This is a genomic window from Agrobacterium sp. MS2, from assembly GCF_003261015.1.
Classification (GTDB): domain Bacteria; phylum Pseudomonadota; class Alphaproteobacteria; order Rhizobiales; family Rhizobiaceae; genus Agrobacterium; species Agrobacterium pusense.
This window is the reverse complement of sequence record NZ_QLNF01000013.1, coordinates 58,709-84,076: the sequence shown is the minus strand read 5'-3', so window position 1 is coordinate 84,076 and position 25,368 is coordinate 58,709. Positions and strand designations below refer to the sequence as shown.

Sequence of the window (25,368 nt, the reverse complement as noted above, 5' to 3'; positions counted from 1 at the left end):
TGGGAGAACAGACCCTTGGAAGTCAAATGGCTCGAGGATTTCCTGGCGCTGGCCGGAACGCTGAATTTTTCGAAGGCGGCGGATGAGCGGCATGTGACGCAATCGGCTTTCAGCCGGCGCATCAAGCAGCTGGAAGCCTGGGTGGGCGCGACGCTGGTCGACCGGGCATCCTATCCTTCCCGGCTGACAGAGGCGGGGGCGAAATTCGTGCCTGTCGCCCAGGAAACGCTGAAACAGCTTTACCACGCACGGCGCACGCTTCTTCAGGAGGAGGGGGCGGATGCCAGGACGGTGCGGCTGACAGCGCTGCATACTTTATCCTTCACCTTCTTTCCGGATTGGCTGAAACGTGTGAACGAGAAGGCCGGGCCGCTGTTTTCGGTTCTGCGGCCCGATTCCGGCAGCATGGAGGAAAACCTCAATTCACTGGTGGACGGGCAAAGCGATTTCCTTCTGACCTATGCCCATCCCGAAGTGCCGATGTTGCTCGATGCGCAGCTTTTCGAATTCCGCGTGCTGGGCGCGGAAAAGATCATTCCCGTTTCAGCGCCCGCAAAAGACGGTTCACCGCTGCACGCGCTTCAGCAAGGTGCGAAAAAACCCTTCGCTTATCTGGATTATGAAAAAGCGTCGTTCTTCGGGCCTTTGCTTCGCGATCTTCTGAGCGCGCGGCTGCCGCAATTCGAGCGGGTGCATGAGGGCAGCATGTCGGTGGGGCTGAAGGCCATGGCGATGGCCGGCTGGGGTGTGGCCTGGGTACCGGAAAGCCTGATGCGGCACGAGCTTGATAGCGGTGCTCTGGTGCGGGCTGCAGACCCGACCTACGATATCGCGGTCGATATCAGGCTCTATCGCTCCAAGGAGAACCGCCGGCCCGTTGTCGAGCGCATCTGGGCGGTTCTCGAAGACTAGAGCATTTCCGGCCGCGGTTCTCCGACCGGAAATGCGATAAACAAAACGCGTTCGATCAGATCGCCGTGCGGCGTGCGTTTTCGAGGTAGAGCGCGCGCAGGCGGCTTACCATCGGTCCGGGCTTTCCGTTGCCTACCGGCTTGCCGTCGATCTTCGTGACCGAAACCACGAAGTTGGAGGCGCTGGTCAGGCAGGCTTCATCGGCATTCAGCGCCTCTTCCAGCGTGAAGGGGCGTTCCTCCAGCGTGAAGCCTGCTTCCTTTGCCAGTTGCAGGGCGGCGAGGCGGGTGCAGCCGGGCAGGGTCTTGTTGCTGTTGCCGCGGGTGATGATCTTCTTATCGGCGGTGACGATATAGGCGGTGGAGGACGCGCCTTCAGTGACGAAACCGTTCTCGATCATCCACGCCTCGTCACAGCCTTCGGCCTTGGCGATGCGCTTTGCCATGACCTGCGGAAGCAGGCAGACGGTCTTGATGTCGCGACGTTCCCAGCGCTGGTCGGGAACCGACTTGACGGCGATCCCGACCTCTTCGACCGGAGTGCCGATCAGCTTCTTCGCCTGGGTGAACATGACCAGCGTCGGCTTCAGATCGGCAGAGAACAGGAAGTTGCGATCTTCCGCACCACGCGTCAGCTGCAGATAGATCATGCCTTCGACGAGATTGTTGTCGGCGATCAGGCGACGTTCGGCCTCGACGATCTCGCCGGTCGTGACCGGCAGGGCGACATCGATCTCGCGGGCGCTGCGTTCCAGCCGCGCCATATGCAGGTCGCTGTCGATCAATTTGCCTTCCAGAACGGAGGTGACCTCGTAGATGCCGTCGCCAAACAGGAATCCTCGGTCGAAGATGGAAAGGCGGGCGTCCGCTTCGGGCAGGAACTCGCCGTTGACGTAAACGATGCGACCGGATGGGCTAGTCATGAAAACTCCGTCTGGAAAAGTCAGGCTGAAAGAAGGGTTTTGAGGGTGTCGATGGAAATGGCTTCGACCGTGGAGGCCTTGCCGGTGCCGGCATTGAAGCCGGTTGTCGTTTCTGCTGCGCAGAGCGAATTGAGGATCGCTTCCTCCGTCGCCTCTATCGTGGCTTCGAAGAGCGGCGAGATCGCGTCGTTGGAAAGCTCGGGGTAGTCCGTAACGGCCTTGCGGCGCGCAGGCGTGCGGCGCAGGCGCTGATCGGTGGAAAATGCCAGCGCATAATCACCGGAGCCATTGCTGAGTGCCGCACCCGTGCGGGCAAGTCCGCCGAAGCTTCTGGCCGCCAAGCGCTTCAGATTGCGGGAAGAGAGCGGCGCGTCGGTGGCGACAATGATGACGATGGAGCCATCCTTGTCCTGGTGATCAGGGCTGACATAGGGTTTGCCGCAGACCAGCAGATGGCCGCCATAGTTGGATTGTACGAGAACGCCGATGGTGTAAGCATCACCGGCAATGGTGACGAGGCGGGAGGCGGTGCCGATGCCGCCCTTCATGCCGAAGGCGACCGTGCCGGTTCCTGCGCCCACCCCGCCCTCTGCGATGGGGCCGATGGTCGCATTTTTCAGCGCGGCCGAGATTTCCTCGATCGTCGGGCGGCCGGCGCGGATGTCGTTCAGGCGGGAATCGTTGGTCTCGCCGACGACGGCATTGATCGAGACGACTTTTTCATTCCCCGGCTGCGCCAGCGTATGGCGGTTGATCGCCTCGATGGCACGACCGGTTGCCAGCGTATTGGTGAGAAGGATCGGTGTCTCCAGTTCGCCGAGTTCCTCGATCTGGGTCGAGCCGGCAAATTTACCGAAGCCGTTATAGACGGCGAAGGCGGCAGGCACCCTGTCCTGAAAGAGATTGCCGCCATGCGGCAGGATCGCGGTTGCGCCGGTGCGGATCGTCTCACCTTCGGTAACGGTCGAATGGCCAACGGCCACCCCTTCGACATCGGTGATGGCGTTGAGCCGGCCGGTTTCAAAATGGCCGGGCCGGAAACCGATATCGCGCAGTCTCGGGCGGGTCGTCTGATGCATCGGGCGATCACTTTTGCGGAATGCGGGCTGAAATTGGGACGTGTGCGGCTTGTGAAAAGCTTTGCTTGTCCGAACGTTAGCCTAGTTCGCCGGGAAACGGCATCGCAAAAATGGAATAGTTTTATGCGGGCATTGGATGCAGTCAGGAGGCGCGTAGCGCGGGTTCGCCTTCACGCTCCAGCCATTGCCGCATGGCCTGCTCGGTCTCTTCGCGGGTCGGTGCGCCGGCCCGGCCGCCGAAGACTGTGCATTTGAGCGCGGCAGCGACGGAGGAGAGGCGGATGGCGGCGCGGCTTTCCATGCGCTCAGCCATTGCGAGCGCAAACGTGCCGTGGAAAATATCGCCCGCCGCCAGTGTGTCGACTGCTTCGATGGACATCGTCTCCTGAAAATGCACCGTGGGATCATTGGGCTCGGTCCACCAGCAACCCGCTGGTCCGGCGGTAACAGCGATGAAGGTCTCAGGGTAGCGAGCATGCAGCACCGGCAGCATGTCTTTCACCGTTTCAAGCCCCGTCAGCCGGGCAGCTGCGGGTTCGGAAAAGACGATATGGCTCGCGGCTGGCGCAAGCTTCTCAAGGATTTCGACGGGTGCAACGTCTCCATCGAGAATCGCGGGTTTGCCAAGCGTGCGCGCCACCGTGAGCACATCAAGCGCCAGTTCCGGCCAGCGCACATCCACCAGAACGGCGTCGAAAGGCGCGATGTCTTGCGGCGTGCACGACCGCTTCTTCTCGTGCAGCCGGTGATCGTAGAAAGGCACGATCAACCGCTCTCCCCTGTTATCGATGATGATCGTTGACAGGGCCGAGCGTGCGCCGGTCGCGACCGTCATGCCGCTCGTGTTGATGCCGCTTTCGCTGAGATCGCGCAGGATACGGCTTCCGGTTTCGTCGTCGCCCACCGCACCCCACAGGCTGGCGCGGCCGCCCATGCGATGCACGGCATAGGCAGCACTGGACGCCATGCCTTCGGCGATCTGCAGCATTTCATAGGGCAGGACCTTGCCTTCACCCTTTGGCATGTCGTGAACGCGAAACAGGGTGTCGAGCACGGCTGCCCCCACGCAGAGGACATGCTTGCCACCCTGATTGTCTGCCATGCTGCTCACTCCTGCTGTGTTCAAAGACGCTTGCCGCTGTCCTTGTCGAACAGATGCACCGTTGCCGGATCGATGGCAATGTGGATCGTATCGCCGAAGCGGACATTGAGGCGTTCGCGGAACAGGCAGGCGATGTCGTCGCCCTTGCAATTGAGTTTGGCATAGATTTCCGAGCCGGTGCCTTCAACCAGTTCGACGCGGCCTTCGATGCCGGTCTCGGCCGCGCGGATATGTTCGGGCCGCACGCCGTAGACGAGGTCGCGGCCGCCGAGCTTGCCGATATCGGCATGGGAGGGCAGCGGCAGGCTGAGACCCTTGGCAGTGCGGAAGACGCCTTCCTCAACGCGGCCGCGAATGAAGTTCATGGCGGGCGAGCCGATGAAGCCGGCAACGAAGAGATTGGCGGGATTGTCGTAAAGTTCGAGCGGCGCGCCGATCTGCTCGATGACGCCATCATGCAGCACCACGATCTTGTCGGCCATCGTCATGGCCTCTACCTGGTCATGGGTGACGTATATGGTCGTCGTGCCGATGCGCTGATGCATGGCCTTGATCTCGCCGCGCATCTGCACGCGCAGCTTGGCATCGAGGTTGGAAAGCGGTTCATCGAACAGGAAGACCTGTGGGTCGCGCACCAGCGCGCGGCCCATGGCGACACGCTGGCGCTGGCCGCCCGAGAGCTGGCGCGGATAACGGTCGAGCAGTTTTTCCAGGCCCAGAATGGCGGCCGCCCGGTCCACCTTGGCCTTGGTTTCCTCCGCACTCACCTTCTTCAGTTTCAGCGCAAAGCCCATATTGTCCTTGACCGTCATGTGTGGATAAAGCGCGTAGTTCTGGAAGACCATGGCGATATCGCGGTCGCGGGCGGGCAGGTGGCTGACCTCGCGCGGACCGATATGGATTTCGCCATCGCTCAGCTCTTCCAGCCCCGCAATCATGCGCAGCAGGGTGGATTTGCCGCAGCCGGAAGGGCCGACGAGGACGACGAATTCGCCATCCTTGATGTCGATATCGATGCCGTGGATGACGTTGACGGAGCCGAAGCGCTTCTGGACGTTTTGGATATTGACCGGTGCCATGTGCAGGTTCCCGTATTTATTTGTTTGATGGTTCAGCCGCCCTTGACGGCGCCGGCGGTCAGGCCCGCGACGATCTGTTTCTGTGCGAACATGGTGAGCAGCAGCACTGGCAGCGTCACAATCAACGCGGCTGCAGCCAGCGGACCCCAGCTCACCTGTTCGAAGGACAGCATGTTGTAGACCGCGACCGGCAGGGTGCGGGTTTCACGGCTGGCCAGCACGATGCCGAAGACGAAGTTGTTCCACGAGAAGATGACCGCCAGAATGAAGGAGACGACGATGCCGGGCTTGGCGATCGGTAGCGCCACCAGGCGAAACACCTGCCAAGAGGATGCGCCATCAATGCTTGCGGCCTCTTCCAGCTCTTTCGGCGTCGTCTCGAAATAACCGATCATGATCCAGACGACGATCGGCACCGTCACAACAAGATGGATGATGATCTGCGGCCAGAGCGTGCCGAGCAGGTTCAGCCATTGGAACAGCAGGAACAGCGGAATGAGGAAAGAAAGGCCGGGCGTCATGCGGGCGATCATGATCACGACGGCGGATTTTTCCGCCTTCAGCCGCGCGATGCCGTAACCGGCGGGAACGCCGATGACGAGCGCTAGAATGGTGGCCGCCCCTGTCACGAGGACCGAATTCCAGAAATAGAGGAAGAAATTGTTCTCTTCGAACACCTTCACATAGTTCGACCAGGCGAAACGTTCGGGTATCAGGATTGGCGGATAGGCGCCGTTGTCGATTTCATATTTCAGCGACAGCGAGATCATCCAGATGAAGAACAGGATAACAGGCGAAATCATCACCAGCGCCACGAAGAACAGGCCGAGCCGGTCGAGATTTCTGCGTTTCAGGATTTTTGCGGACATCAGTGTTCCTCCATCTCGTTCCATTGCGAGCGTTGGCGCACCATCAGAAGCACGAAGGAAAGCGCCACGATGATGATGAAGAAGACGACGGCCATGGCCGAGCCGTAACCGATGTCGTAATAAGCAAACGCCGTATTGTAGAGATAGATGTTGATGGTTTCGGAGGCCGTGCCCGGCCCGCCCTGGGTCATCGCATAGATGATGTCGAAGCTCTTGACGGCATCGATGGAGCGGATGATGACGGCGATCATCAGGAACGGCGCGATCATCGGCATGGTCAGGTAGCGAAATTTCTGCCAGGCATTGGCGCCGTCGATTTCCGCACTTTCATAGGGTTCGCGCGGCACGGCCGCCAACCCACCGAGCACGATCAGCATGACGAGCGGCGTCCATTGCCAGGTTTCTACCAGCACCAGCGACGGAATGACGGTCGACTGATTGTAGATCCATTCCAGCGGGCCGATGTGTATGAAGGACAGGAGATAGTTCAGGACGCCGAGCTGCGGGTGGAACATCATGGTCCAGACCAGCGCGATGGCGACCGGGGTCGCCATCATCGGCATCACGAAAACGCCGCGCAGAAAACCGCGCAGCGGAAACTGCGCATCGAAAACCAGCGCCGCCAATGTTCCGAGGAAGAGCGGAGCGACAACCGACAGCACGGTATAAACGAGCGTATGCCAAAGCGATTCCCAGAACCTGGCGTCGCTTGCGAGCCTTACGTAGTTCTCGAAACCGATAAAGCTCTGCTCCTGTCCGAGCGTCCAGCGATGCGCGCTCATCCAGAGGGTGAAGACCCATGGAAAAACGATGACAGCCGAAATGACGACAAGTGCCGGTATGACGAAAGGCCAGTAGTTGGGAGCAAGCCTTGCCGGCCTGCTCCCTTCTTTGCGACTGGCGCCTGTCTTGGTGTTTTCGATGCTCACGGAGGCCATTATCCCTCGCTACGCGCCAGAACGGGTGTGAACTGTTCCGTTGCCTTCTTGAGTTCCGCCGCCGGGTCGGCGCCGCCGATCATGTTGGTGAGGCCGACGCCGTAGATGTCGCGGAACTCCGTCACCGGAATGATAACGGGAAGGGCAAGCTGCGAGACCTTGCCGGAACCGACAACGGCATCCAGCCAGGCGGCCGGCATCTTGACGCCCTCGCGGACCTTCTGGTCTTCGAGGATGGACTGGCGGAACGGGACACCTGCACCTGCCTGCAACAGGCGAGCGCCCATTTCATGCGAAATCGCCCACTGGCAGAAGAGGTAAGCGGCTTCCTTCTTGCTGCTGGCTTCGACAACACCGAGGCCATCACCGAATGTGCCAGCGGCCTGCGCTGCCGGGCCCTTCGGCATGACGCCATAACCGACCTTGCCAACGACGCGGGATTTTTCCGGGTTCTCGATCGGCGGGGCAAAACCGACGCCATCGAACCACATGCCGATCTTGCCCTGCAGGAAGGCAGACTGCGCTTCCGCCCAGTTGAAGCCGGAGACGCCTGGAGGCGCGGCTTTGGTCATCAGGCGCTGATAGAGCTTGGCCGCTTCAACCGCCTCCTTGGACTCGGTGTTGACCTTGCCGTCGACAATCGGCTTTGCGCCGTAGCCGAGCATCAGCGAGGTCCAGACCGGCGTATTGGCGTTCTTGAGGCCACGCGCCACGAAACCATAGGTATTGGTTGCGGGATCGGTGATTTTTTCCGCGGCCGTTACCAGTTCCTCGAAAGTTTCGGGGTATTTCAGGCCCTTGGCTTCGAAGAGCTCCTTGTTCCAGTAGACGATCCAGTAATCCACCGAGAAGGGCAGCGAGCGCAGCACGCCGTCGCTATCCTTGGCAAACAGCATGCCGGCCTCGGCAAAGTCCTTTTCGACCAACGACGGATCGGTGAGTGACGGGTCTTTCAGGAAGCCGCTGATATCAGCCAGCCACTTGCCTTTTTCGAACTGGCGCTTCTGAACGTGATAGCTCAGATGCACCACGTCGAAGCTCGGCTTGCCGGAGGAAAGTTCGATAACCACCTTCTGGCGCTGCTGCTGTTCCGGTGTCGCTTCGGCATTGACCTTGATGCCGGTCAGCTCTTCGAACTCGCCGAGATATTTGATCAGCGTTTCGCTGCGCGGGCTTTTGACGAGATTGACTTCAAGGGTAGTGCCCGCGTGTTTCTTCCAGTTCACCGCCGCCGATGCCGGGCGAATGCCGAGCACCGCGCTGCCGCCAAGCGCCGCCGTGCCTGCCAGAAAGGCGCGGCGCGTGGGGTTGAGCAATGAATGCGTCATGTCTGTTCTCCTCCAGTTAGCCGGAAATTCTCCTCACCCCGGCTTGTTGCTTATTCCCTGCAAGGCCGGCGCAGACCCTCTTTGTCCCGCCGGATTTGCCTTAAACCGCCAGCGCCCTGTCCCTTGCGTTGCGGATATGGGCGGTCAGCCGTTCCACGGCGTCTTCCACGGATCGCCTCTCGATGGCTTCGAGAATGGCGAGATGTTCCTTCATGACCGACTTCACATGGCCGGCGATGCGAAAGCGCTCCTGATTGATGAGGCGCATCTTGATGGAGTTGACCCGGTAGGCATTCGAGATGATCGAATTGCCGAGCGCATCGATGAAGGCATCGTGCATGCCCCAGTCCACCTGCTGCGCGTGCTGCTCCAGTTCCGGCGATTCCCCGCCATTTTCGGCCGCTTCGGCGATATCGCGGTGCTGTTTCAACAGTTTGGCAATAGCTGCGTCTGAGGCAGAACGCGTAAAGAGTGCCACGGCCTCCTTTTCGAGGAAGATACGGAACTGGAATGCTTCGCGGATGAGGTTGATGTCGATGTGGGCAACCTGTAATCCCCGCTGCGGCACGGTCTTGATCAGACCTTCCGCCTCCAGCCGCGGAATTGCCTCCCGGATTGCGCCGAGCGGCAGACCCGTCAGTTCCACAAGGCGGCGCTGCGAGATGAATTGCCCCGGGCGAACATCACGCGAGAGAAGGTGATGCGTAAAGCTCTCATACGCCCGTTCCCGCAATGTCTGTTCGCCGGTATCGTCCATGCTCAACCTTTCAGCTCCGTTCAGGCGGCCTGTTTGCGAAACAGCGCGTCGAAAGCGCCTTCGATCTGCCGCCGGCCTTCCGGTGAAATGGCCACGAGCGGTGCGCGCACATCCGACCAGATATTTTCCCCTGTCGTGTGTGATACCAGCACCTTGACGGCTGGTGTAACCGGGAATTTCAGAAGTTCCACAACAAGATCCTCGACGCGCTTGTCATCCTTGCCGTCGACGGCCATGGCGCGCACTTCCTGTGTGAGGAAATTGGCTACGCCCGATATCGCACCCTGACCGCCGAGGCGAACACCCTTGGCCAAGTCGCGCTCATCGCCGATCAGGATTGCGAGATCGCCGTGCTCTTTCAGCAGGCGCTCGGTGTGGCTCCAGTTGCCGGAGGAATCCTTGACGCCGGTGACGACGCCCGGATACGCCTGCCGCAGCCGACCCACCAGCTCCACCGATAGTGTGACCATGGTTACGGATGGGATGTTGTAAACGAGAATGTCGCGTGCATCTTTACCAATCTTGGCGAACACCGCCGAGAACCAGGCAAACAGGCCGTCATCGCTGACATTTTTGAAATAGGAGGGTGGCGCGAGCAGAATATTGCGTGCGCCGGCTTTCAGCGCTTCAGCCGACTGGTCGGCCGCGTCCTCGATGGAATCCACCAGAACGCCGGTGACCAGACGGGCAGGCGCAACACCGGCCTCGATGAAGCGTGAGAGAATGACCTGCCGCTCGCGGCTGCCGACCGAGCATCCTTCGCCTGTCGTACCGAAAAGCGTCACGCTGTCGCAACCATTTGACAGGCAGCGGCGGGCATGGGCGATCATGGCATCGATATCGACCGTTCCGTCCGTTTTGAAAGGGGTTGTCAGGGCTGCCGAAAGGCCGAATTTCTGGGTCAATTAAGATGCTCCTCCAAGGTGACTACGAATTGATGGCATGCTGACATGTTAGTTGTAAAGAGCTAATTGCAATATGATTGTCCGGAAGTCCGATTTGAGGTTTCGCTTCGTTTCTGGCCGCGCCGTCAGGTGTTGAGACGAAGGGTCAAGGAAGCTTAGAGTAGGCTGCCCTGCCAGGGAGATGGCGGCCCGATGCTCTTTCCAAGGCGTGTCGATAGTGCGAAAATAAATTTGACTGTTGGAGTAAAGATTTTTATCAGGCAGTCTGAATATAGGGATAAAGGGACCATCATCATGACCATCGCCGAGCCGGCAGCGCCTGTAGCAGAGATCGAGCAGAGCCGCGTCAAGCGCCTGAAAGCTGCAACGCGCGGTGCGCATGGCGATCTGGATGCCTTCATCATGGCGGCGAAGCCGTTCATGAGCCGGGAGAACTTCGGCAAATTCGTGGAAACGCAATATCTCTTCCACCGCGATCTCGATGCCTTTTTCTCCAATCACACGCTTGATGGTCTGCTCCCCGACCTCAAGGGCCGTCGTCGTCTTCCCATGATCGAGCAGGACCTTGCTGATCTCGGTCTTGCCATTCCGGAAACGTCCGAACCGCGCTTTACCGCCGAAACGCCCTTCGATCTGCCGGAGGCCATGGGCTGGCTTTACGTGGTCGAGGGCTCCAATCTTGGCGCTGCCTTCCTGCTGAAGGATGCAGCCAAGCTCGGTCTGGATGAAGAATTCGGCGCGCGCCATCTGGCCGGCGCACCGGAAGGACGTGGCCTGCACTGGCGCACGTTTACTGCGGCCCTCGATGAAATTTCGCTGACGGTGGAAGAAGAAGAGCGTGTTGCTGCCGGCGCTGAAGAGGCGTTTCGGGCGGTCCATGCTTATGCGCAGCAGCGGATGGGCTGAGGGTTTCGCATAACTGCGCGGTTGTTGTCCTCATCGCGCAGAACGCCCCCTCGCGCGTGCGCATTTGATTGAGTCTTAACTCCCTACCGCCGTCACCCCGGACTTGATCCGGGGTCCGGTGCGATCAAGTCCTTGATCGCGAAAGATTCCATTCACGGCGCAGACGCGCCGTGTCTGGATGCCGGATCGGGTCCGGCATGACGGAGGAGAGCCTTCGGATTTCTTAAATCAGTCTGCGACTGTGGTAAGGGCCACTCGCCTTTGATGTGCCGCTCTCGATATTTGCTGAATAAACAGGCAAATATTTTTACCAAATGATAAAAAATTTGCCTGTCGGTCAAGGCTTAATCTGTCCCGAAATTTTATCCATTTGATAAAATTATTTTATTTGGTCTGGCACAGAACCTGCTACTCTTTTGGCAAGTCAGGAGACACCTGACGCAAAAAAGGGAACAGCAAAATGGAAATTGGTGTTTTTATCCCGATCGGGAACAATGGGTGGCTTCTTTCCGAAAACGCGCCGCAATACAAGCCGAGCTTCGACCTGAACAAGGCGATCACGCTGAAGGCGGAGCAATATGGTTTCGACTTTGCGCTGTCGATGATCAAGCTGCGCGGCTTTGGCGGCAAGACCGAATTCTGGGATTACAATCTGGAATCCTTCACGCTGATGGCGGGGCTGGCCGCCGTCACGTCAAAGATCAAGCTGTTCGGCACCGCCGCCACGCTGGTCATGCCGCCGGCGATCGTTGCGCGTATGGCGACGACGATCGATTCCATTTCCGGTGGCCGTTTCGGCATCAACCTCATTACCGGCTGGCAGCGGCCGGAATATAGCCAGATGGGTCTTTGGCCGGGCGATGATTATTTCGGAGACCGTTACGAATATCTCGGTGAATATACGACTGTGCTGAAAGAGCTGCTGACGGAAGGTCAGTCGGACTATAAGGGTAAATTCTTCCAGATGGATGATTGCCGCATGAAGCCGGTGCCGCAGGGTGATGTGAAGCTCATCTGCGCCGGTTCGTCCAATTCCGGCATGGCATTTTCGGCCAAGTTCGCCGATTACAGCTTCTGCTTTGGCGTTGGTGTCAACACACCCAAGGCCTTTGCGCCCACCAATGAGCGGCTTCTGGCGGCAACGGAAAAGAGCGGCCGCGAGGTTAAGTCCGTGGTGCTGACCATGGTGCTAGCCGAGGAAAAATCCGAGGATGCCTGGGCGAAGTGGGAGCATTACAAGGCTGGTGCGGATCAGGACGCGATCAAGTGGCTCGGCCTGCAGAGCGCCGTTGACACCAAATCCGGTTCCGACACCAATGTCCGGCATATGTCCAACCCCGTCTCTGCGGTCAATATCAACATGGGAACGTTGATCGGCTCCTATGAGGAAGTGGCGGCCATGCTGGATGAAATGAGCGAGGTGCCGGGAACGGGGGGCGTGATGCTGACCTTCGATGATTTCCTCGAAGGGGTCGAAAAATTCGGCAAATACGTGCAGCCGCTGATGAAGAGCCGCGCGCATGTTCAAGCGGCACTGGAGGCAGCGGAATGAGCGAAGCCGTCGTGGCAGGTTACAAGGGCCCGGAAAGCCGCTCGGAAAGTGTCACGCTTCCCGCAAGGCCGGAGCCGATTACCCTGAAACCCAGCGAGACCGCCGTTGTCGTGGTCGACATGCAGAACGCCTATTCCACCGAGGGCGGTTATGTCGATCTGGCCGGGTTCGATATCTCAGGCGCAAAAGGCACCATCGCCAACATCAAGAAGACGCTGGATGCGGCGCGGGCCGCCGGTGTCCAGGTCATCTATTTCCAGAATGGCTGGGACAAGGACTATGTCGAGGCGGGCGGGCCGGGTTCGCCCAACTGGCACAAGTCCAATGCGCTGAAGACCATGCGCAAAAGGCCGGAACTGCAGGGCCAGCTGCTGGCCAAGGGCACATGGGACTACGCCATTGTCGACGAGCTGCAACCGCAGCCCGGCGATATTCTGGTGCCGAAAACGCGTTACAGCGGTTTCTTCAATACCAATATGGATAGCGTGCTGCGCGCCCGCGGCATCCGCAATCTGGTCTTTGTCGGCATCGCCACCAATGTCTGCGTGGAAAGCTCGCTGCGCGATGCTTTCCACCTCGAATATTTCGGGGTGATGCTGGAGGATGCCACGCATCATCTCGGGCCGGACTTTATCCAGCAGGCGACGGTCTACAATGTCGAGAAGTTTTTCGGCTGGGTCGCCACCGTCAATGATTTCTGCGGCGTCATCTCGCAGGCAGCACCTGTCACCGATTGATTGAGAAACACAAAGAGGAGAACGAAATGCCGAAAAAGATCATCGTACCTGTTGGCACCAGCAAACCCATCGCTCCCTTTTCGCCGGGAACCCTCGCCGATGGCGTGGTTTACGTGTCCGGCACGCTGCCCTTCGACAAGGACAACAATGTCGTGCATGTGGGCGATGCCAGCGCGCAGACCCGCCATGTTCTCGAAACCATCAAGTCGGTCATCGAGACCGCCGGCGGCACGATGGAAGACGTGACGATGAACCACATCTTCATCACCGACTGGGCGAATTATCAGGCCGTCAATACAGTCTATGCGGAATATTTCCCCGGCGACAAGCCGGCGCGTTATTGCATCCAGTGCGGCCTCGTCAAGCCCGATGCGCTGGTGGAAATCGCCACCGTCGCCCATATCGGCAAATAGGGCGAAAAGGCAGATGATGCATTTCGAGGTTCATGGTCGCACCGAGCCTGAGGCCCCCACTATCCTGTTGTCCTCGGGACTGGGCGGATCGGGTGCTTACTGGACGCCGCAGATCGAGGCTCTTTCCGGCCATTTCCGGGTCGTCACCTATGACCATCGCGGAACAGGCAGGACAGGCGGCGAAGTGCCGCTCGATGGCGGCATTTCCGCCATGGCGGATGATGTGCTGGAAATTGTCTCAGCCCTGAACCTCGAAAAATTCCACTTCATGGGACATGCCCTCGGTGGCCTGATCGGCCTCGATATCGCGCTGCGGCGGCCCGGCCTTATCGACCGGCTGGTGCTTATCAACGCGTGGAGCAAGGCCGATCCGCATTCCGGGCGCTGCTTTGATGTGCGGATCGAACTCCTGGAAAATTCTGGAGTAGAGGCTTTTGTCAAGGCGCAGCCGCTGTTCCTTTATCCGGCGGCGTGGATGTCTGCCAATCAGGACCGGCTGGCACGGGACGATGCCCATGGCGTGGCGCATTTTCAGGGCAAGGAGAATGTGCTTCGCCGCATTACGGCGCTGCGGGCCTTCGATGTGGACGCACGGCTTGGCGAGATAGGCAATCCGGTGCTGGTGGTGGCGACGAAGGACGATCTTCTGGTGCCCTATACCCGCTCGTTGCGTCTTGCCGACGGTTTGCCGCAAAGCGAGCTTTGCCTTCTCGATTTCGGGGCTCACGCGGTCAATATCACCGAACCCGACCTTTTCAACGCCCGGCTTTTGCAGTTTCTGCTGCCGGTTGACCAAACATTCTGACAGGATTTTAGAGCACGATGACGAAAGCACTGGATGATGCAGCACTCGCAACGCTTTTCACCGAAGCACGCACCCACAATGGCTGGACGGACAAGCCGATCAGTGACGAGACGCTGCACGCGCTTTACGACCTGACGAAGATGGGACCGACTTCGGCCAATTGCTCGCCGGCACGTTTCGTCTTCGTGCGCAGCCCGGAAGCCAAGGAAAAGCTTCGGCCGGCACTCTCCTCGGGCAATCTCGAAAAGACCATGGCCGCGCCGGTCACCGTCATCGCTGCCATCGACAGCGAATTTTACGAGAAACTGCCGGAACTGTTTCCGCACGCCGATGCGCGTTCGTGGTTTACCTCCAGCCCTGCCGTGGCCGAAGAAACTGCCTTTCGCAACGCCACGCTTCAGGCCGGATATCTGATCCTTGCCGCCCGCGCGCTGGGGTTGGATACCGGGGCCATGTCCGGTTTCGACAAGGGCAAGGTGGATGCGGCGTTTTTTGCCGGCACGACGTGGAAATCCAATTTCCTCATCAATCTCGGTCATGGCGATCCGTCAAAGCTCTTTGGCCGCCTGCCGCGCCTTGGCTTTGACGACGCCTGTGTGCTGGCTTGATGGCCTGTTAAGGAAGGATGGGTTAGATGCAGATGATGTCTCTTGAAAAGGAAGCGGCAATGGAGACGAAGACTGCAGAGCAACGCAGCCTCGATTATAGAAACGCCATGGCGCGGCTCGGTGCGGCGGTCAATATCGTCACGACGGATGGCGCCGCAGGCCGGGCAGGCTTCGCCGCGACGGCGGTTTGCAGCGTTTCCGACAATCCGCCCACGCTTCTCATCTGCCTCAACCGCAATTCTTCCGCTTACAGGGTGGTGAAGGCCAATGGTGTGGTCTGCGTCAACACGCTCGCCGCCCATCATGAGGTGCTGAGCACGCTCTTCGGCGGCAAGACGCCTGCCGAGGAACGTTTCGCTGCGGGCAACTGGGGCGTGCTCGAAACCGGTGCGCCGGTTCTCGAAGATGCGCTCGTCTCTTTCGATTGCCGCATCCGCGAGGCCCATGACGGCGGCACGCACGATATTCTCATCTGCGAGGTTGTGGATATGAAGATCAATGCGGGTGATGAGGCGCTGATGTATTTCAACCGGCGTTACCGGGTGCTTTGAAGGCGGTCTATCGACAACATCCCGCGGGACGATTCTGTTTGGCGCGGCCATAGCATCCGCACACCGTCACCCCGGACTTGATCCGGGGTCCAGCGCGATCAAGTCCTTGATCGCGTAAGACTCTTTTCACGGCGCAGACGCGCCATGGCTGGATGCCGGATCAAGTCCGGCATGACGGACGAAACCTATCGTCGTTTCTCAGAAAGTCGAAGGGCGTTCCCGGTCTCCCGGAAACGCCCTTCTCATTTACTTGATCAACGGCAGAAGGTCGTTGATCGACTTTTTCGCATCGCCATAGAACATCCGCGTATTGTCCTTGTAGAACAGCGGATTCTCGATGCCGGAATAGCCCGTGCCCTGGCCGCGCTTGGAGACAATGACGAGTTTCGACTTCCACACTTCCAGAACCGGCATGCCCGCGATGGGCGAGTTGGGGTCGTCCTGCGCTGCCGGGTTGACGATGTCGTTGGAGCCGATGACGATGACGACGTCGGTGCTTGGGAAATCGTCGTTGATCTCGTCCATTTCGAGCACGATGTCGTAAGGCACCTTCGCTTCGGCGAGCAGCACGTTCATGTGGCCCGGAAGACGGCCAGCCACCGGATGGATGGCGAAGCGCACGGTCTTGCCGTCGGCGCGCAGCTTGCGGGTCAGTTCCGATACGGCCGATTGCGCCTGCGCCACCGCCATGCCGTAACCGGGCACGATGATGACGCTGTCGGCGTCGTTCAGCGCTGCGGCCACGCCTTCGGCGTCGATCGCCACCTGTTCGCCCTCGATTTCCATCGCCGGGCCCGTCGTGCCGCCGAAGCCGCCGAGGATGACCGAGATGAAGGAGCGGTTCATCGCCTTGCACATGATGTAGGAGAGAATCGCACCCGAGGAGCCGACCAGCGCGCCCGTGACGATCAGCAGATCGTTGCCGAGCGTGAAGCCGATGGCTGCTGCCGCCCAGCCGGAATAGCTGTTCAACATCGAGACGACGACAGGCATGTCGGCGCCGCCAATGCCCATGATCAGGTGGTAACCGATAAAGAAGGCGGCAAGCGTCATCAGGACCAACGTCCATGCGCCTGCGCCGTTGCAATACATGATGAGCAGCACCAGCGACAGGATCGCAGCACCAGCGTTCAGCAGATGCCCGCCCGGCAGCTTCTTCGCCTTGCCATCCACCTTGCCCGCAAGCTTGCCGAAGGCGACGACGGAGCCGGTGAAAGTGACCGCGCCGATGAAGACGCCGAGGAAGACCTCCACCTTCATTATCGCCAGTTCCACCGGCGTCTTGTGGGCGAGGATGGCGGAAAAGCCCGTCAGCAAGGAACGCGCGGTTTCATCGAGCGAGGCGACATGCGCTTCCTCGATATGGGCGTTGAAGCCGATGAAAACGGCGGCAAGGCCGACGAAGGAGTGAAGCGCCGCCACAAGCTGCGGCATCTCGGTCATCTGTACACGGCTTGCGACGAAGTAGCCGAGCACGGAGCCGCCGGCCAGCATCAGGAGCACGACGAGCCATCGCCCGACGCCCTTGCTGATTTCAGGGCCGAAGACGGTGGCGATGATGGCGAGGCCCATGCCTGTTATGCCGTACCAGACGGCACGTTTGGCGCTTTCCTGTCCGGAGAGACCGCCGAGCGAGAGGATGAAAAGAACGGCTGCGGCAACATAGGCCGCGGAAACAATACCAATGGTCATTTATTTAAATCCCCGCACACTCAGGACTTCTGGAACATGGCGAGCATGCGCCGTGTCACGAGGAAACCGCCGACAATGTTGATCGTCGCGATCAGGACGGAAAGCGAGGCAAGGATCACCACCAGCCAGTTGCCGGAACCGATCTGCAGCAGCGCGCCGATGATGACGATGCCGGAAATCGCGTTGGTCACGGCCATCAGCGGCGTGTGCAGCGAGTGACTGACATTCCAGATCACCTGGAAGCCGACGAAGCAGGCAAGCACGAAGACGATGAAGTGGCTCATGAAGCTTGCCGGCGCGTAAAGGCCAACGAGCAGCAAGACGGCCGTGCCGGCGACCAGAAGCCCGACCTGGTTCTTGGTCTGTGCCTTGAACTCGGCCTTTTCCCTGGCGTGTTTCTCCTCCGGCGTCAGCTCTTTTGCTTTTTCCTTCGGTTTCTGCGCGGCAATGGCCTGAATTTTCGGTGGCGGCGGAGGATATGTGATTTCACCCCGATAGGTGACCGTCGCGCCGCGGATGACGTCATCTTCCATGTTATGAACGACCTTGCCATCCTTGGCAGGCGTCAGATCGGTCATCATGTGACGGATATTGGTAGCGTAGAGGGTCGAGGCCTGCGTCGCCATGCGGCTTGGGAAATCGGTGTAGCCGATGACGATGACGCCGTTGTCGGACACGACGCGCTGGTCGGGAACCGTCAGATCGCAATTACCGCCGCGCTCGGCGGCGAGGTCGATGATGACCGAACCCGGCTTCATCATCGCCACCATGTCGGCAAGCCACAGCTTCGGCGCGTCGCGGCCCGGGATCAGCGCCGTGGTGATGACGATGTCGATCTGCGGTGCAAGCTCGCGGAATTTCTCCAGCTGCTTCTCGCGGAATTCCGGCGAGGAGGGGGCGGCATAACCGCCGGTCGCTGCGCCATCCTGCTGCTGGTCGGCAAAATCGAGATAGACGAATTCCGCGCCCATGGATTCGATCTGCTCGGCCACTTCAGGGCGAACGTCGAAGGCATAGGTGATCGCGCCGAGCGATGTGGCCGTGCCAATGGCGGCAAGACCGGCAACGCCGGCACCGATGACCAGCACCTTGGCGGGGGGCACCTTGCCGGCGGCGGTGACCTGCCCGGTGAAGAACCGGCCGAAATTATTGCCGGCCTCGATCACCGCGCGATAACCGGCGATATTGGCCATGGAGGAGAGCGCGTCCATCTTCTGGGCGCGGGAAATGCGCGGCACCATGTCCATGGCGATGACGTTAGCGCCCTTTTCCTTCGCCTGCTCCAGAAGGTCCTTGTTCTGGGCGGGATAGAAAAACGAGATCAGCGTCTTGTCAGAAGACAGGCGATCAATCTCCGAGGTTTCAGGCGGACGAACCTTGGCGATGATGTCGGAGCCGGTGTAAAGCGCCTCAGCGCTGTCGACCACGGTCACGCCTGCGGCGCGATAGGCGTCGTCAGAAAAACCGGCCGCCTTGCCGGCGCCGGCTTCGATGACGCAATCATATCCCAGTTTCTGCAAAGCCTGAGCGCTATCCGGCGTCATGCCAACGCGGGCTTCGCCCTCATATAATTCCTTAGGTGTCCCGATTCTCAAAACTGCTCTCCCATTCCCGTCCTGATAAGCCGTCATAGCCCATTTCGAGTGTTTTTGTCTTGTTCTTGCTGTTTTTCTACCTGCGGCGGATTGACAGGCTGGAAAAGCCCATTTTCGGCGATGGCGGTACGGCGGCAACAAAAAACCCGGCGCCGAAGCGCCGGGTGATTGCTGCGTTTCATCGACTGCCACTCAATCCATGGCGTGGATATCACGATCCTTGGTTTCCGGCAGGAACAGCATGCCGATGACCAGCGTGATGCCTGCAAAGATGATCGGATACCAGAGGCCATAATAGATGTCCCCCTTGGCCGCGCTCATGGCGAAGGCGGTGGCGGGCAGAAGGCCGCCGAACCAGCCGTTGCCGATGTGGTATGGCAGCGACATGCCGGAGTAGCGGATGCGGGTCGGGAACAGTTCGACCAGCAAAGCTGCGATCGGGCCATAGACCATCGTCACGTAGATCACGAGGACGGTGAGAACCGCGATGATGACAACCCAGTTCACGGCAGCCGGATCGGCCACCATGGAGAAGGCGCCGCCGCCGGCCACGGTGTAAACGGCCATTTCGGCTGCACCACCGGTTTCGGCCGGGGTCAGCAGCTTGTCAGCCACCAGCTTGTCGGTCGCAACCATCTTCTTGTCGGCAGCGCGAACGGCGTCTGCATTGAGGTTCAGTTCCGGGTTTGCGGCAATGAAGGCGTCCAGTTTCGCGTCCGGCACCTGTGCCGCGCCACGCACTAGCGGGTAACCGCCATCGTGGAGCGCCGTGTTGACCTGCTTCTGGAACGCCTTGTCCTTGGCTGCCGCATCCGCGCCGGCGGCGACGGCGTCGTAGCTGGTAATGGTGGCGTCGCCGATCTTCACGGTGGCCGGCTGGCCGGCTGCGCCCGCAACCACGTCGTAAGGCACCGAGTTGCGTGTCAGGAACGAGGTGGCGATATCGCAGGACGTGGTGAACTTCGCCGTGCCCGTCGGGTTGAACTGGAACTTGCAGTCGCCCGGTGCGGCAGTCACGGTGGCGCGAACGCTCGCCTGTGCCTGTGCAAGCGCCGGGTTGCCTGCCCAGGTCAGTGCCTTGAACAGCGGGAAGTAGGTCAGCATGGCAAGGATGAGGCCGGCCATGATGATCGGCTTGCGGCCGATCTTGTCTGAAAGCCAGCCGAAGATAACGAAGAAGCTGGTGCCAAGAATGAGCGCTGCCGCCACCATGATGTTGGCCGACTGTCCGTCGACCTTCAGAATGCTCTGCAGGAAGAAAAGGGCGTAGAACTGGCCCGTGTACCAGACAACGGCCTGGCCGATGACGGCACCGACAAGCGCAATGAGCGCGATCTTGGCGTTCTTCCACTGGCCGAAGGCTTCGCTGAGCGGCGCCTTCGACGTCTTGCCCTCTTCCTTCATCTTCTTGAAGGCGGGGGATTCGTTCATCTTCAGACGGATCCAGACGGATACGCCAAGCAGCAGAACGGAAACGAGGAAGGGAATGCGCCAGCCCCAGGCAGCGAAAGCTTCCTTGCCGAGCGCGAACTGCACGCCGAGGATAACCACCAGTGACAGGAACAGGCCGAGCGTCGCCGTCGTCTGGATCCAGGAGGTGTAATAGCCCCTGCGGCCGTTGGGGGCATGTTCGGCCACGTAAGTTGCGGCACCGCCATATTCACCGCCAAGCGCCAGACCCTGCAGCATGCGCAGAACGATCAGGATGATCGGAGCGGCAATGCCGATCTGCGATGCGCTGGGCAGGACGCCGACGAGGAAGGTGGACACACCCATGATGAGGATGGTGATGAGGAAGGTATATTTGCGGCCGACGATATCACCGAGGCGGCCAAAGACCAGTGCGCCGAAGGGGCGGACGAGGAAGCCAGCGGCAAAGGCCAGCAGAGCGAAGATGTTACGCGTCGTTTCCGGATACTGGCTGAAGAAGTTCGCGCCGATGTAAATCGCCAGCGAGCCATAGAGATAGAAATCGTACCATTCGAAGACTGTTCCGAGAGAAGAGGCGAAAATCACCTTCTTCTCTTCACCCGTCATCGGACGGGCGGCGCCGCTTACGGCTGCAACATTTGCCATTGTCTGTCCTCCACAGATGTCCCAATCGACGCATTGCGGAGCCCAACTCTCTCCTCTGGACTCACCTTGCGGCTGCAATGCGCGGATCATGAGAGTGACAGAAAATTAACCCCAATAAGAGCGATGCTTTCGGATTATGACTTTAGTCTAATGTTAAACGTCCCGAATATGTCGCTGCGGCGATTTGTGCTTTGGTCCGAGCGGCTGCATGACGCGCCTTTTTCCTTGACAGAACCGAGAAACCTTCTAATAGCTTCTCGCGAAGAAGGAGCATCACCTTGCGCATGCATGTTGCAGACATGTTCGTCATGGAAGGACCGGCACAATCCGCCGGCGATGATCCGCGCCTTTCTTATTCTATCCGAATTACGGCCAAAACGACGATTAAAACCGTCTGACGTCTCTGGCCACCGCTCTCTCCCCGGTTTGGCTGGGGATCGAGGAAGCCGCGATCTGATGATGCGGGTTCCCACCTCACCAAAAAGAGGAGAGACAGAAAGAGAGCTTGATCATGGGTTTCAAAGTTGCAATTGCAGGCGCCACCGGCAACGTCGGTCGCGAAATGCTCAATATCCTGGCCGAACGCGGTTTTCCCGCCGATGAAGTCGTGCCGCTCGCTTCCGCCCGTTCGCAGGGCACGGAAGTCTCCTATGGCGACCGCACGCTGAAGGTCTCGAACCTCGAGAACTACGATTTTTCCGACACGGATATCTGCCTGATGTCTGCAGGCGGCGATGTTTCCAAGAAGTGGTCGCCGAAGATCGGCCAGCAGGGCTGCGTCGTCATCGATAACTCATCCGCATGGCGCTACGATCAGGACGTTCCGCTGATCGTACCGGAAGTCAACGCCGATGCGGTTGCAGGCTTCACCAAGAAGAACATCATCGCCAACCCCAATTGCTCCACGGCGCAGCTTGTTGTCGCGCTGAAGCCGCTGCATGACTTCGCCAAGATCAAGCGCGTCGTCGTCTCCACCTATCAGTCGGTGTCCGGCGCCGGCAAGGAAGGCATGGACGAGCTTTTCCAGCAGACCCGCGCCGTTTTCGTGGCCGACCCGGTCGAAGCCAAGAAGTTCACCAAGCGCATTGCCTTCAATGTTATCCCGCACATCGACGTCTTCATGGAAGACGGCTACACCAAGGAAGAATGGAAGGTTCTGGCCGAAACCAAGAAGATGCTTGATCCGAAGATCAAGGTGACCTGCACGGCCGTGCGCGTCCCTGTCTTCATCGGCCATTCGGAATCGGTCAATATCGAGTTCGAAAACGAGATCACCGCCGATCAGGCCCGTGACATCCTGCGCGAAGCACCGGGTTGCCTCGTGATCGACAAGCGCGAAAACGGCGGTTACATCACGCCGGTTGAATCCGCTGGCGAAGACGCGACCTACATCTCGCGTATCCGCGAAGATGCGACGGTCGAAAACGGTCTCAACCTGTGGGTTGTTTCTGACAACCTGCGCAAGGGTGCTGCCCTTAACGCCGTCCAGATCGCCGAACTGCTGATCAATCGTGGCTTCATCAAGCCGCGCAAGGCGGCCGCCTGATCCGAGATACGAATTTTTAAGGTTCGTTAAGTATAACCCGTCTGTTCTGTGTGGGGCAGGCGGGTTTTATAATTGGCGAGATCACGGCCAGTTTATTTGCAGGCCTTGCTGCCGAAAGGCAATTTAGGCCGCCAAAAGACAGTTTTGGCACCTGAATCATACAGTATTGACGGTTTGGTTCTCGGGAAAAACTCCCCAAAGGATATCGAAGGCAGATTTTGATGCGGGCAATGAAGGTAATTCTGGCTGGTGTGGCCATGGTCTCGGTTCTGGCAGCGACGCCGGTTATGGCCGCGCAATGCGGCAACACTTCGGCGGGCTTCGATGCCTGGGTCAGCGCCTTCAAGCAGGAAGCGGCGGGTCGCGGCGTCAGCGCCTCGGTGCTCGACCGGGCTTTCTCCGGCGTCTCCTACAACCAGGCGACGATCCGCGCCGATCGCGGTCAGCACAGCTTCAAGCTTTCCTTCGAGCAGTTCATGCAGAAGCGCGGCGGTCAGACGATCATTTCGCGCGGCAAGACCATGAAGAAGAACAACGCCGCACTGTTCGCCTCCATCGAGCGTGCCTATGGCGTGCCGGCTGGTCCGCTGCTCGCCATCTGGGGCATGGAAACAGGCTTTGGCGGTTTCATGGGCAACCAGCACACGCTTTCCGCCGTTTCAACGCTTGCTTTTGACTGCCGCCGTTCGGACTATTTCACCGAGCAGCTTTATGCGGCTCTGAAACTCGTCGGCAGCGGCTCGCTGAACGTCAACGCCAAGGGTGCCGCCCATGGTGAAATCGGCCAGACGCAGTTCCTGCCGCTGAACGTCGTGCGCTACGGCGTGGATTTCGACCGCGACGGTCGGATCGATCTCGTCGGTTCGCGCGCCGACGCGCTGGCGTCCACCGCGAACTTCCTCGTCGGCCATGGCTGGCAGCGCGGTGCAGGCTACCAGCAGGGGCAGGCGAATTACGCGGCAATTCAGGGCTGGAACGCCGCAAGTGTCTACCAGCAGGCGATCGCCTTCATCGGCAAGGCGATTGACGGCCAATAAGGCTGCTTTCCACGCGCGAATTCCACTTCCGTCATGCCGGACTTGATCCGGCATCCAGTCACGGCGCGTCCGCGCCGTGAAAGAGTCTTTGGCGATCAAGGACTTGATCGCGCTGGACCCCGGATCTAGTCCGGGGTGACGAGCGTTGAGTTTGGCCGGTAGCTATTACCTGCCAATCACAGATCCGGGCGGCGGAAGTCGCCGGTCTTGCCGTCCATCACCCACAATTCGCCGGTCGAAATATCGAACCATGCGCCGTGCAGCTTCACCTTGCCGGCGGTTTCCTGTGCCTTGACGAAGGGGAAGCCGCGCAGATTGGCGATGGAGTTGCGGATGGAAACGCGTTCCAGCGCCGTCTGCCGCTCAGAGGCGGTCATGACGTCGTTGCTCTGGATTTGCGAGGCGGCCGACTTGACCATGTTCATCCATTTGCCAATGAAATCACCGGGCGACAGCGGCTCCAGATTGGGATCGAGCGCCGCCTGAATGCCGCCGCAGCGACCGTGGCCCATGACGACGATATCCTTCACCTTCAGCACCTGAACCGCATATTCGATGGCCGCCGAGGTGGCGTGATATTGCCCGTCCGGCTCGAAGGGCGGCACCATGTTGGCAACATTGCGGACGACAAAAAGCTCTCCCGGGCCGCAGTCGAAAATGGTTTCCGGCGCGGAGCGGGAGTCACAACAGGCAATGAACAGGGTCTGCGGTTTCTGTCCGGTATCGGCCAGAACGCGGTATCTTTCGCGCTCGTCGGCATAACGACCGCTCATGAAGTTCTTATAGCCGTTGAGAAGGTTTTCCGGAAAATCTTTCATCTATCGCAGTACCGTTGTGGTTGGACCGAGATCAAGGGAAGAACTCGGTGCGTTGAAGACCAATCCTTTGGAGCATTTTCGCTTTTCTTCGAGCCGTGAAACCGCTCCAACTCCTTGCTTGTCGCATTTCCGGACGAAGACCAAGGGCCACGTTTCACGGAAATGCTCTAGCCGCTATTTGCGCTTGCTGCGCGAAGGATGCAAGAGATGACGCATCTGCACCATGGCCATGGGTGTGGAGAGGCTTGAAGAATCCGTCTCCAGCGTCAGTTCGTTCATGTCGCGTTTTTTTGTGCGGGCCAGAATTTCGAACACGCTGGCGGTTGCGAGCTGCAGCGCCTTTTCGTCATCCAGACCTTCCAGCAGGCGGGCAAGAAACAGCGCCGACATCAGGTCGCCGAGGCCGTTAGGCGCATTTTCAATGGCGCGATGTTCGGCGAGCAGCGCGTGGCGGCCGCTGAGGTAAAGGTTGCCGGTGCCGCCCGTCATCATCGGCACCGCCGAGGTGACAAGCATTTTTGGCGGGCCGAGGGAAAGCGCTGCATCCATGATGGCGCTGTTGGTCTCAAGCGCGGCGCCGCTCATCCAGGCGAGTTCATATCGGTTGGGCGTGGCGACCGTGGCAAGCGGAATGAGGTGATCGCGGATGGCTTCGGCGGTCTCAAGGGGAATATAAAGCCCGCCCAGATCACCCATGACAGGATCGCAGGCGTAAATCAGCGCCGGGTTCTTTTCCTTGAGATTTCGGATCAGCCTTGCGACGGCACGCACCTGCGAGGCGCTGCCGAAATAACCGGTCAGAACCGCCTTGACCTCGCCGATCCATTTGGCGTTTTCGAGGTCGGTCATCGCCTTGTCGAAGTCTTCGTCCTGAAAGCGCATGCGGGTGGATGGTCCGTGGCCGGGATGCCAGGGCATGACGATGGTGGGCACTGCCCAAACCGGAAAACCGAGTGTCTCCAGCGCGAAGACTGCCGCGCGGTTGCCAACGGAGCCCCGCATGACATGGCTGGAAATGACGATGACGGCGCCTTGGGTATTGTCCTGCATCACGGCCTTCTTGCGTTCAAACGCGGCAGAAAGCCCACCAATGCTGCCCCCGCCCAAAGATCAAGATGCGCTCTCATGACATATCGCAAGA

General features: G+C 59.5%; 24 protein-coding genes. 10 read left to right on the top strand and 14 right to left on the bottom strand.

Going from position 1 to position 25,368, the window contains the following annotated elements; all coding sequences use genetic code 11:
- Window positions 1–15 precede the first annotated feature (15 nt).
- Entirely contained in the window at window positions 16–912 is an 897-nt protein-coding gene (locus DOU54_RS07965) for a LysR substrate-binding domain-containing protein (protein ID WP_072494812.1), read from the top strand.
- Window positions 913–967: 55 nt separating this feature from the next.
- On the opposite strand, the gene DOU54_RS07960 is transcribed toward DOU54_RS07965, so the two are convergent.
- From DOU54_RS07960 to DOU54_RS07920, 9 genes are all read right to left on the bottom strand, one after another.
- On the bottom strand, window positions 968–1,834 hold the full coding sequence (locus tag DOU54_RS07960) for a D-amino-acid transaminase (RefSeq protein ID WP_004443511.1): 867 nt from the start codon (window positions 1,832–1,834) through the stop codon (window positions 968–970).
- Between the two features lie 20 nt (window positions 1,835–1,854).
- Complete coding sequence (locus DOU54_RS07955; protein WP_113380798.1) at window positions 1,855–2,913, bottom strand: DmpA family aminopeptidase; 1,059 nt, start codon at window positions 2,911–2,913, stop codon at window positions 1,855–1,857.
- A gap of 142 nt (window positions 2,914–3,055) precedes the next feature.
- Window positions 3,056–4,015 (bottom strand): sugar kinase, encoded by a 960-nt coding sequence (locus tag DOU54_RS07950; protein ID WP_113380797.1) that lies wholly within the window; start codon window positions 4,013–4,015, stop codon window positions 3,056–3,058.
- A 20-nt stretch (window positions 4,016–4,035) separates the two neighbouring features.
- Complete coding sequence (locus DOU54_RS07945) at window positions 4,036–5,094, bottom strand: ABC transporter ATP-binding protein (RefSeq protein ID WP_113731040.1); 1,059 nt, start codon at window positions 5,092–5,094, stop codon at window positions 4,036–4,038.
- A 32-nt stretch (window positions 5,095–5,126) separates the two neighbouring features.
- The gene (locus DOU54_RS07940) at window positions 5,127–5,948 is read right to left on the bottom strand and encodes a carbohydrate ABC transporter permease (protein WP_169538611.1); all 822 of its coding nucleotides are present in this window, start codon (window positions 5,946–5,948) and stop codon (window positions 5,127–5,129) included.
- Between the two features lie 14 nt (window positions 5,949–5,962).
- On the bottom strand, window positions 5,963–6,901 hold the full coding sequence (locus DOU54_RS07935) for a carbohydrate ABC transporter permease (protein WP_004443501.1): 939 nt from the start codon (window positions 6,899–6,901) through the stop codon (window positions 5,963–5,965).
- Complete coding sequence (locus tag DOU54_RS07930; protein ID WP_113380796.1) at window positions 6,901–8,229, bottom strand: ABC transporter substrate-binding protein; 1,329 nt, start codon at window positions 8,227–8,229, stop codon at window positions 6,901–6,903. Before DOU54_RS07930 ends, DOU54_RS07935 begins: the two co-directional genes overlap by 1 nt.
- 100 nt (window positions 8,230–8,329) lie before the next feature.
- Window positions 8,330–8,986 (bottom strand): GntR family transcriptional regulator, encoded by a 657-nt coding sequence (locus tag DOU54_RS07925; protein ID WP_004443498.1) that lies wholly within the window; start codon window positions 8,984–8,986, stop codon window positions 8,330–8,332.
- 20 nt (window positions 8,987–9,006) lie between these two features.
- Entirely contained in the window at window positions 9,007–9,891 is an 885-nt protein-coding gene (locus tag DOU54_RS07920; protein WP_113731038.1) for a dihydrodipicolinate synthase family protein, read from the bottom strand.
- A gap of 294 nt (window positions 9,892–10,185) precedes the next feature.
- On the opposite strand from DOU54_RS07920, the gene DOU54_RS07915 reads away from it, so the two are divergent.
- From DOU54_RS07915 to rutF, 7 genes are all read left to right on the top strand, one after another.
- Window positions 10,186–10,797 carry a biliverdin-producing heme oxygenase gene (locus tag DOU54_RS07915; RefSeq protein ID WP_113731036.1) on the top strand — a complete coding sequence of 204 codons (612 nt, stop codon included), beginning with the start codon at window positions 10,186–10,188 and terminating at the stop codon, window positions 10,795–10,797.
- A gap of 460 nt (window positions 10,798–11,257) precedes the next feature.
- Entirely contained in the window at window positions 11,258–12,349 is a 1,092-nt protein-coding gene (gene rutA / locus DOU54_RS07910; RefSeq protein WP_045532245.1) for a pyrimidine utilization protein A, read from the top strand.
- The gene (gene rutB, locus DOU54_RS07905; RefSeq protein ID WP_004443492.1) at window positions 12,346–13,086 is read left to right on the top strand and encodes a pyrimidine utilization protein B; all 741 of its coding nucleotides are present in this window, start codon (window positions 12,346–12,348) and stop codon (window positions 13,084–13,086) included. Before rutA ends, rutB begins: the two co-directional genes overlap by 4 nt.
- Window positions 13,087–13,112: 26 nt before the next feature.
- Window positions 13,113–13,499 (top strand): pyrimidine utilization protein C, encoded by a 387-nt coding sequence (rutC, locus tag DOU54_RS07900; RefSeq protein ID WP_004443491.1) that lies wholly within the window; start codon window positions 13,113–13,115, stop codon window positions 13,497–13,499.
- 13 nt (window positions 13,500–13,512) lie between these two features.
- Complete coding sequence (rutD, locus tag DOU54_RS07895; protein WP_193603309.1) at window positions 13,513–14,304, top strand: pyrimidine utilization protein D; 792 nt, start codon at window positions 13,513–13,515, stop codon at window positions 14,302–14,304.
- 17 nt (window positions 14,305–14,321) lie between these two features.
- Window positions 14,322–14,912: a malonic semialdehyde reductase gene (locus DOU54_RS07890; protein ID WP_022556850.1), complete on the top strand. Its 591-nt coding sequence runs from the start codon at window positions 14,322–14,324 to the stop codon at window positions 14,910–14,912.
- A gap of 26 nt (window positions 14,913–14,938) precedes the next feature.
- A complete protein-coding gene (gene rutF, locus DOU54_RS07885) occupies window positions 14,939–15,463 on the top strand; it encodes an NADH-dependent FMN reductase RutF (protein WP_004443483.1) in 525 nt (174 codons plus the stop codon).
- Window positions 15,464–15,709: 246 nt separating this feature from the next.
- On the opposite strand, the gene DOU54_RS07880 is transcribed toward rutF, so the two are convergent.
- The 3 genes from DOU54_RS07880 to DOU54_RS07870 all read right to left on the bottom strand — a co-directional run bounded on the left by DOU54_RS07880 (window position 15,710) and on the right by DOU54_RS07870 (window position 20,826).
- Window positions 15,710–17,155: an NAD(P)(+) transhydrogenase (Re/Si-specific) subunit beta gene (locus DOU54_RS07880; RefSeq protein ID WP_113380790.1), complete on the bottom strand. Its 1,446-nt coding sequence runs from the start codon at window positions 17,153–17,155 to the stop codon at window positions 15,710–15,712.
- Between the two features lie 20 nt (window positions 17,156–17,175).
- The gene (locus DOU54_RS07875) at window positions 17,176–18,750 is read right to left on the bottom strand and encodes a Re/Si-specific NAD(P)(+) transhydrogenase subunit alpha (protein WP_006697607.1); all 1,575 of its coding nucleotides are present in this window, start codon (window positions 18,748–18,750) and stop codon (window positions 17,176–17,178) included.
- 192 nt (window positions 18,751–18,942) lie between these two features.
- Window positions 18,943–20,826: an MFS transporter gene (locus DOU54_RS07870; RefSeq protein WP_004443480.1), complete on the bottom strand. Its 1,884-nt coding sequence runs from the start codon at window positions 20,824–20,826 to the stop codon at window positions 18,943–18,945.
- A 511-nt stretch (window positions 20,827–21,337) separates the two neighbouring features.
- Here DOU54_RS07870 and DOU54_RS07860 point away from each other — a divergent pair.
- Both DOU54_RS07860 and DOU54_RS07855 read left to right on the top strand, forming a co-directional pair.
- The gene (locus tag DOU54_RS07860) at window positions 21,338–22,372 is read left to right on the top strand and encodes an aspartate-semialdehyde dehydrogenase (RefSeq protein ID WP_003522626.1); all 1,035 of its coding nucleotides are present in this window, start codon (window positions 21,338–21,340) and stop codon (window positions 22,370–22,372) included.
- Window positions 22,373–22,593: 221 nt separating this feature from the next.
- On the top strand, window positions 22,594–23,409 hold the full coding sequence (locus DOU54_RS07855; RefSeq protein ID WP_004443477.1) for a lytic murein transglycosylase: 816 nt from the start codon (window positions 22,594–22,596) through the stop codon (window positions 23,407–23,409).
- A 176-nt stretch (window positions 23,410–23,585) separates the two neighbouring features.
- On the opposite strand, the gene DOU54_RS07850 is transcribed toward DOU54_RS07855, so the two are convergent.
- On the bottom strand, window positions 23,586–24,227 hold the full coding sequence (locus tag DOU54_RS07850) for a carbonic anhydrase (protein ID WP_004443476.1): 642 nt from the start codon (window positions 24,225–24,227) through the stop codon (window positions 23,586–23,588).
- Between the two features lie 174 nt (window positions 24,228–24,401).
- Window positions 24,402–25,277 carry a pyridoxal kinase PdxY gene (pdxY, locus tag DOU54_RS07845; RefSeq protein ID WP_048902853.1) on the bottom strand — a complete coding sequence of 292 codons (876 nt, stop codon included), beginning with the start codon at window positions 25,275–25,277 and terminating at the stop codon, window positions 24,402–24,404.
- Between the last annotated feature and the right edge of the window lie 91 nt (window positions 25,278–25,368).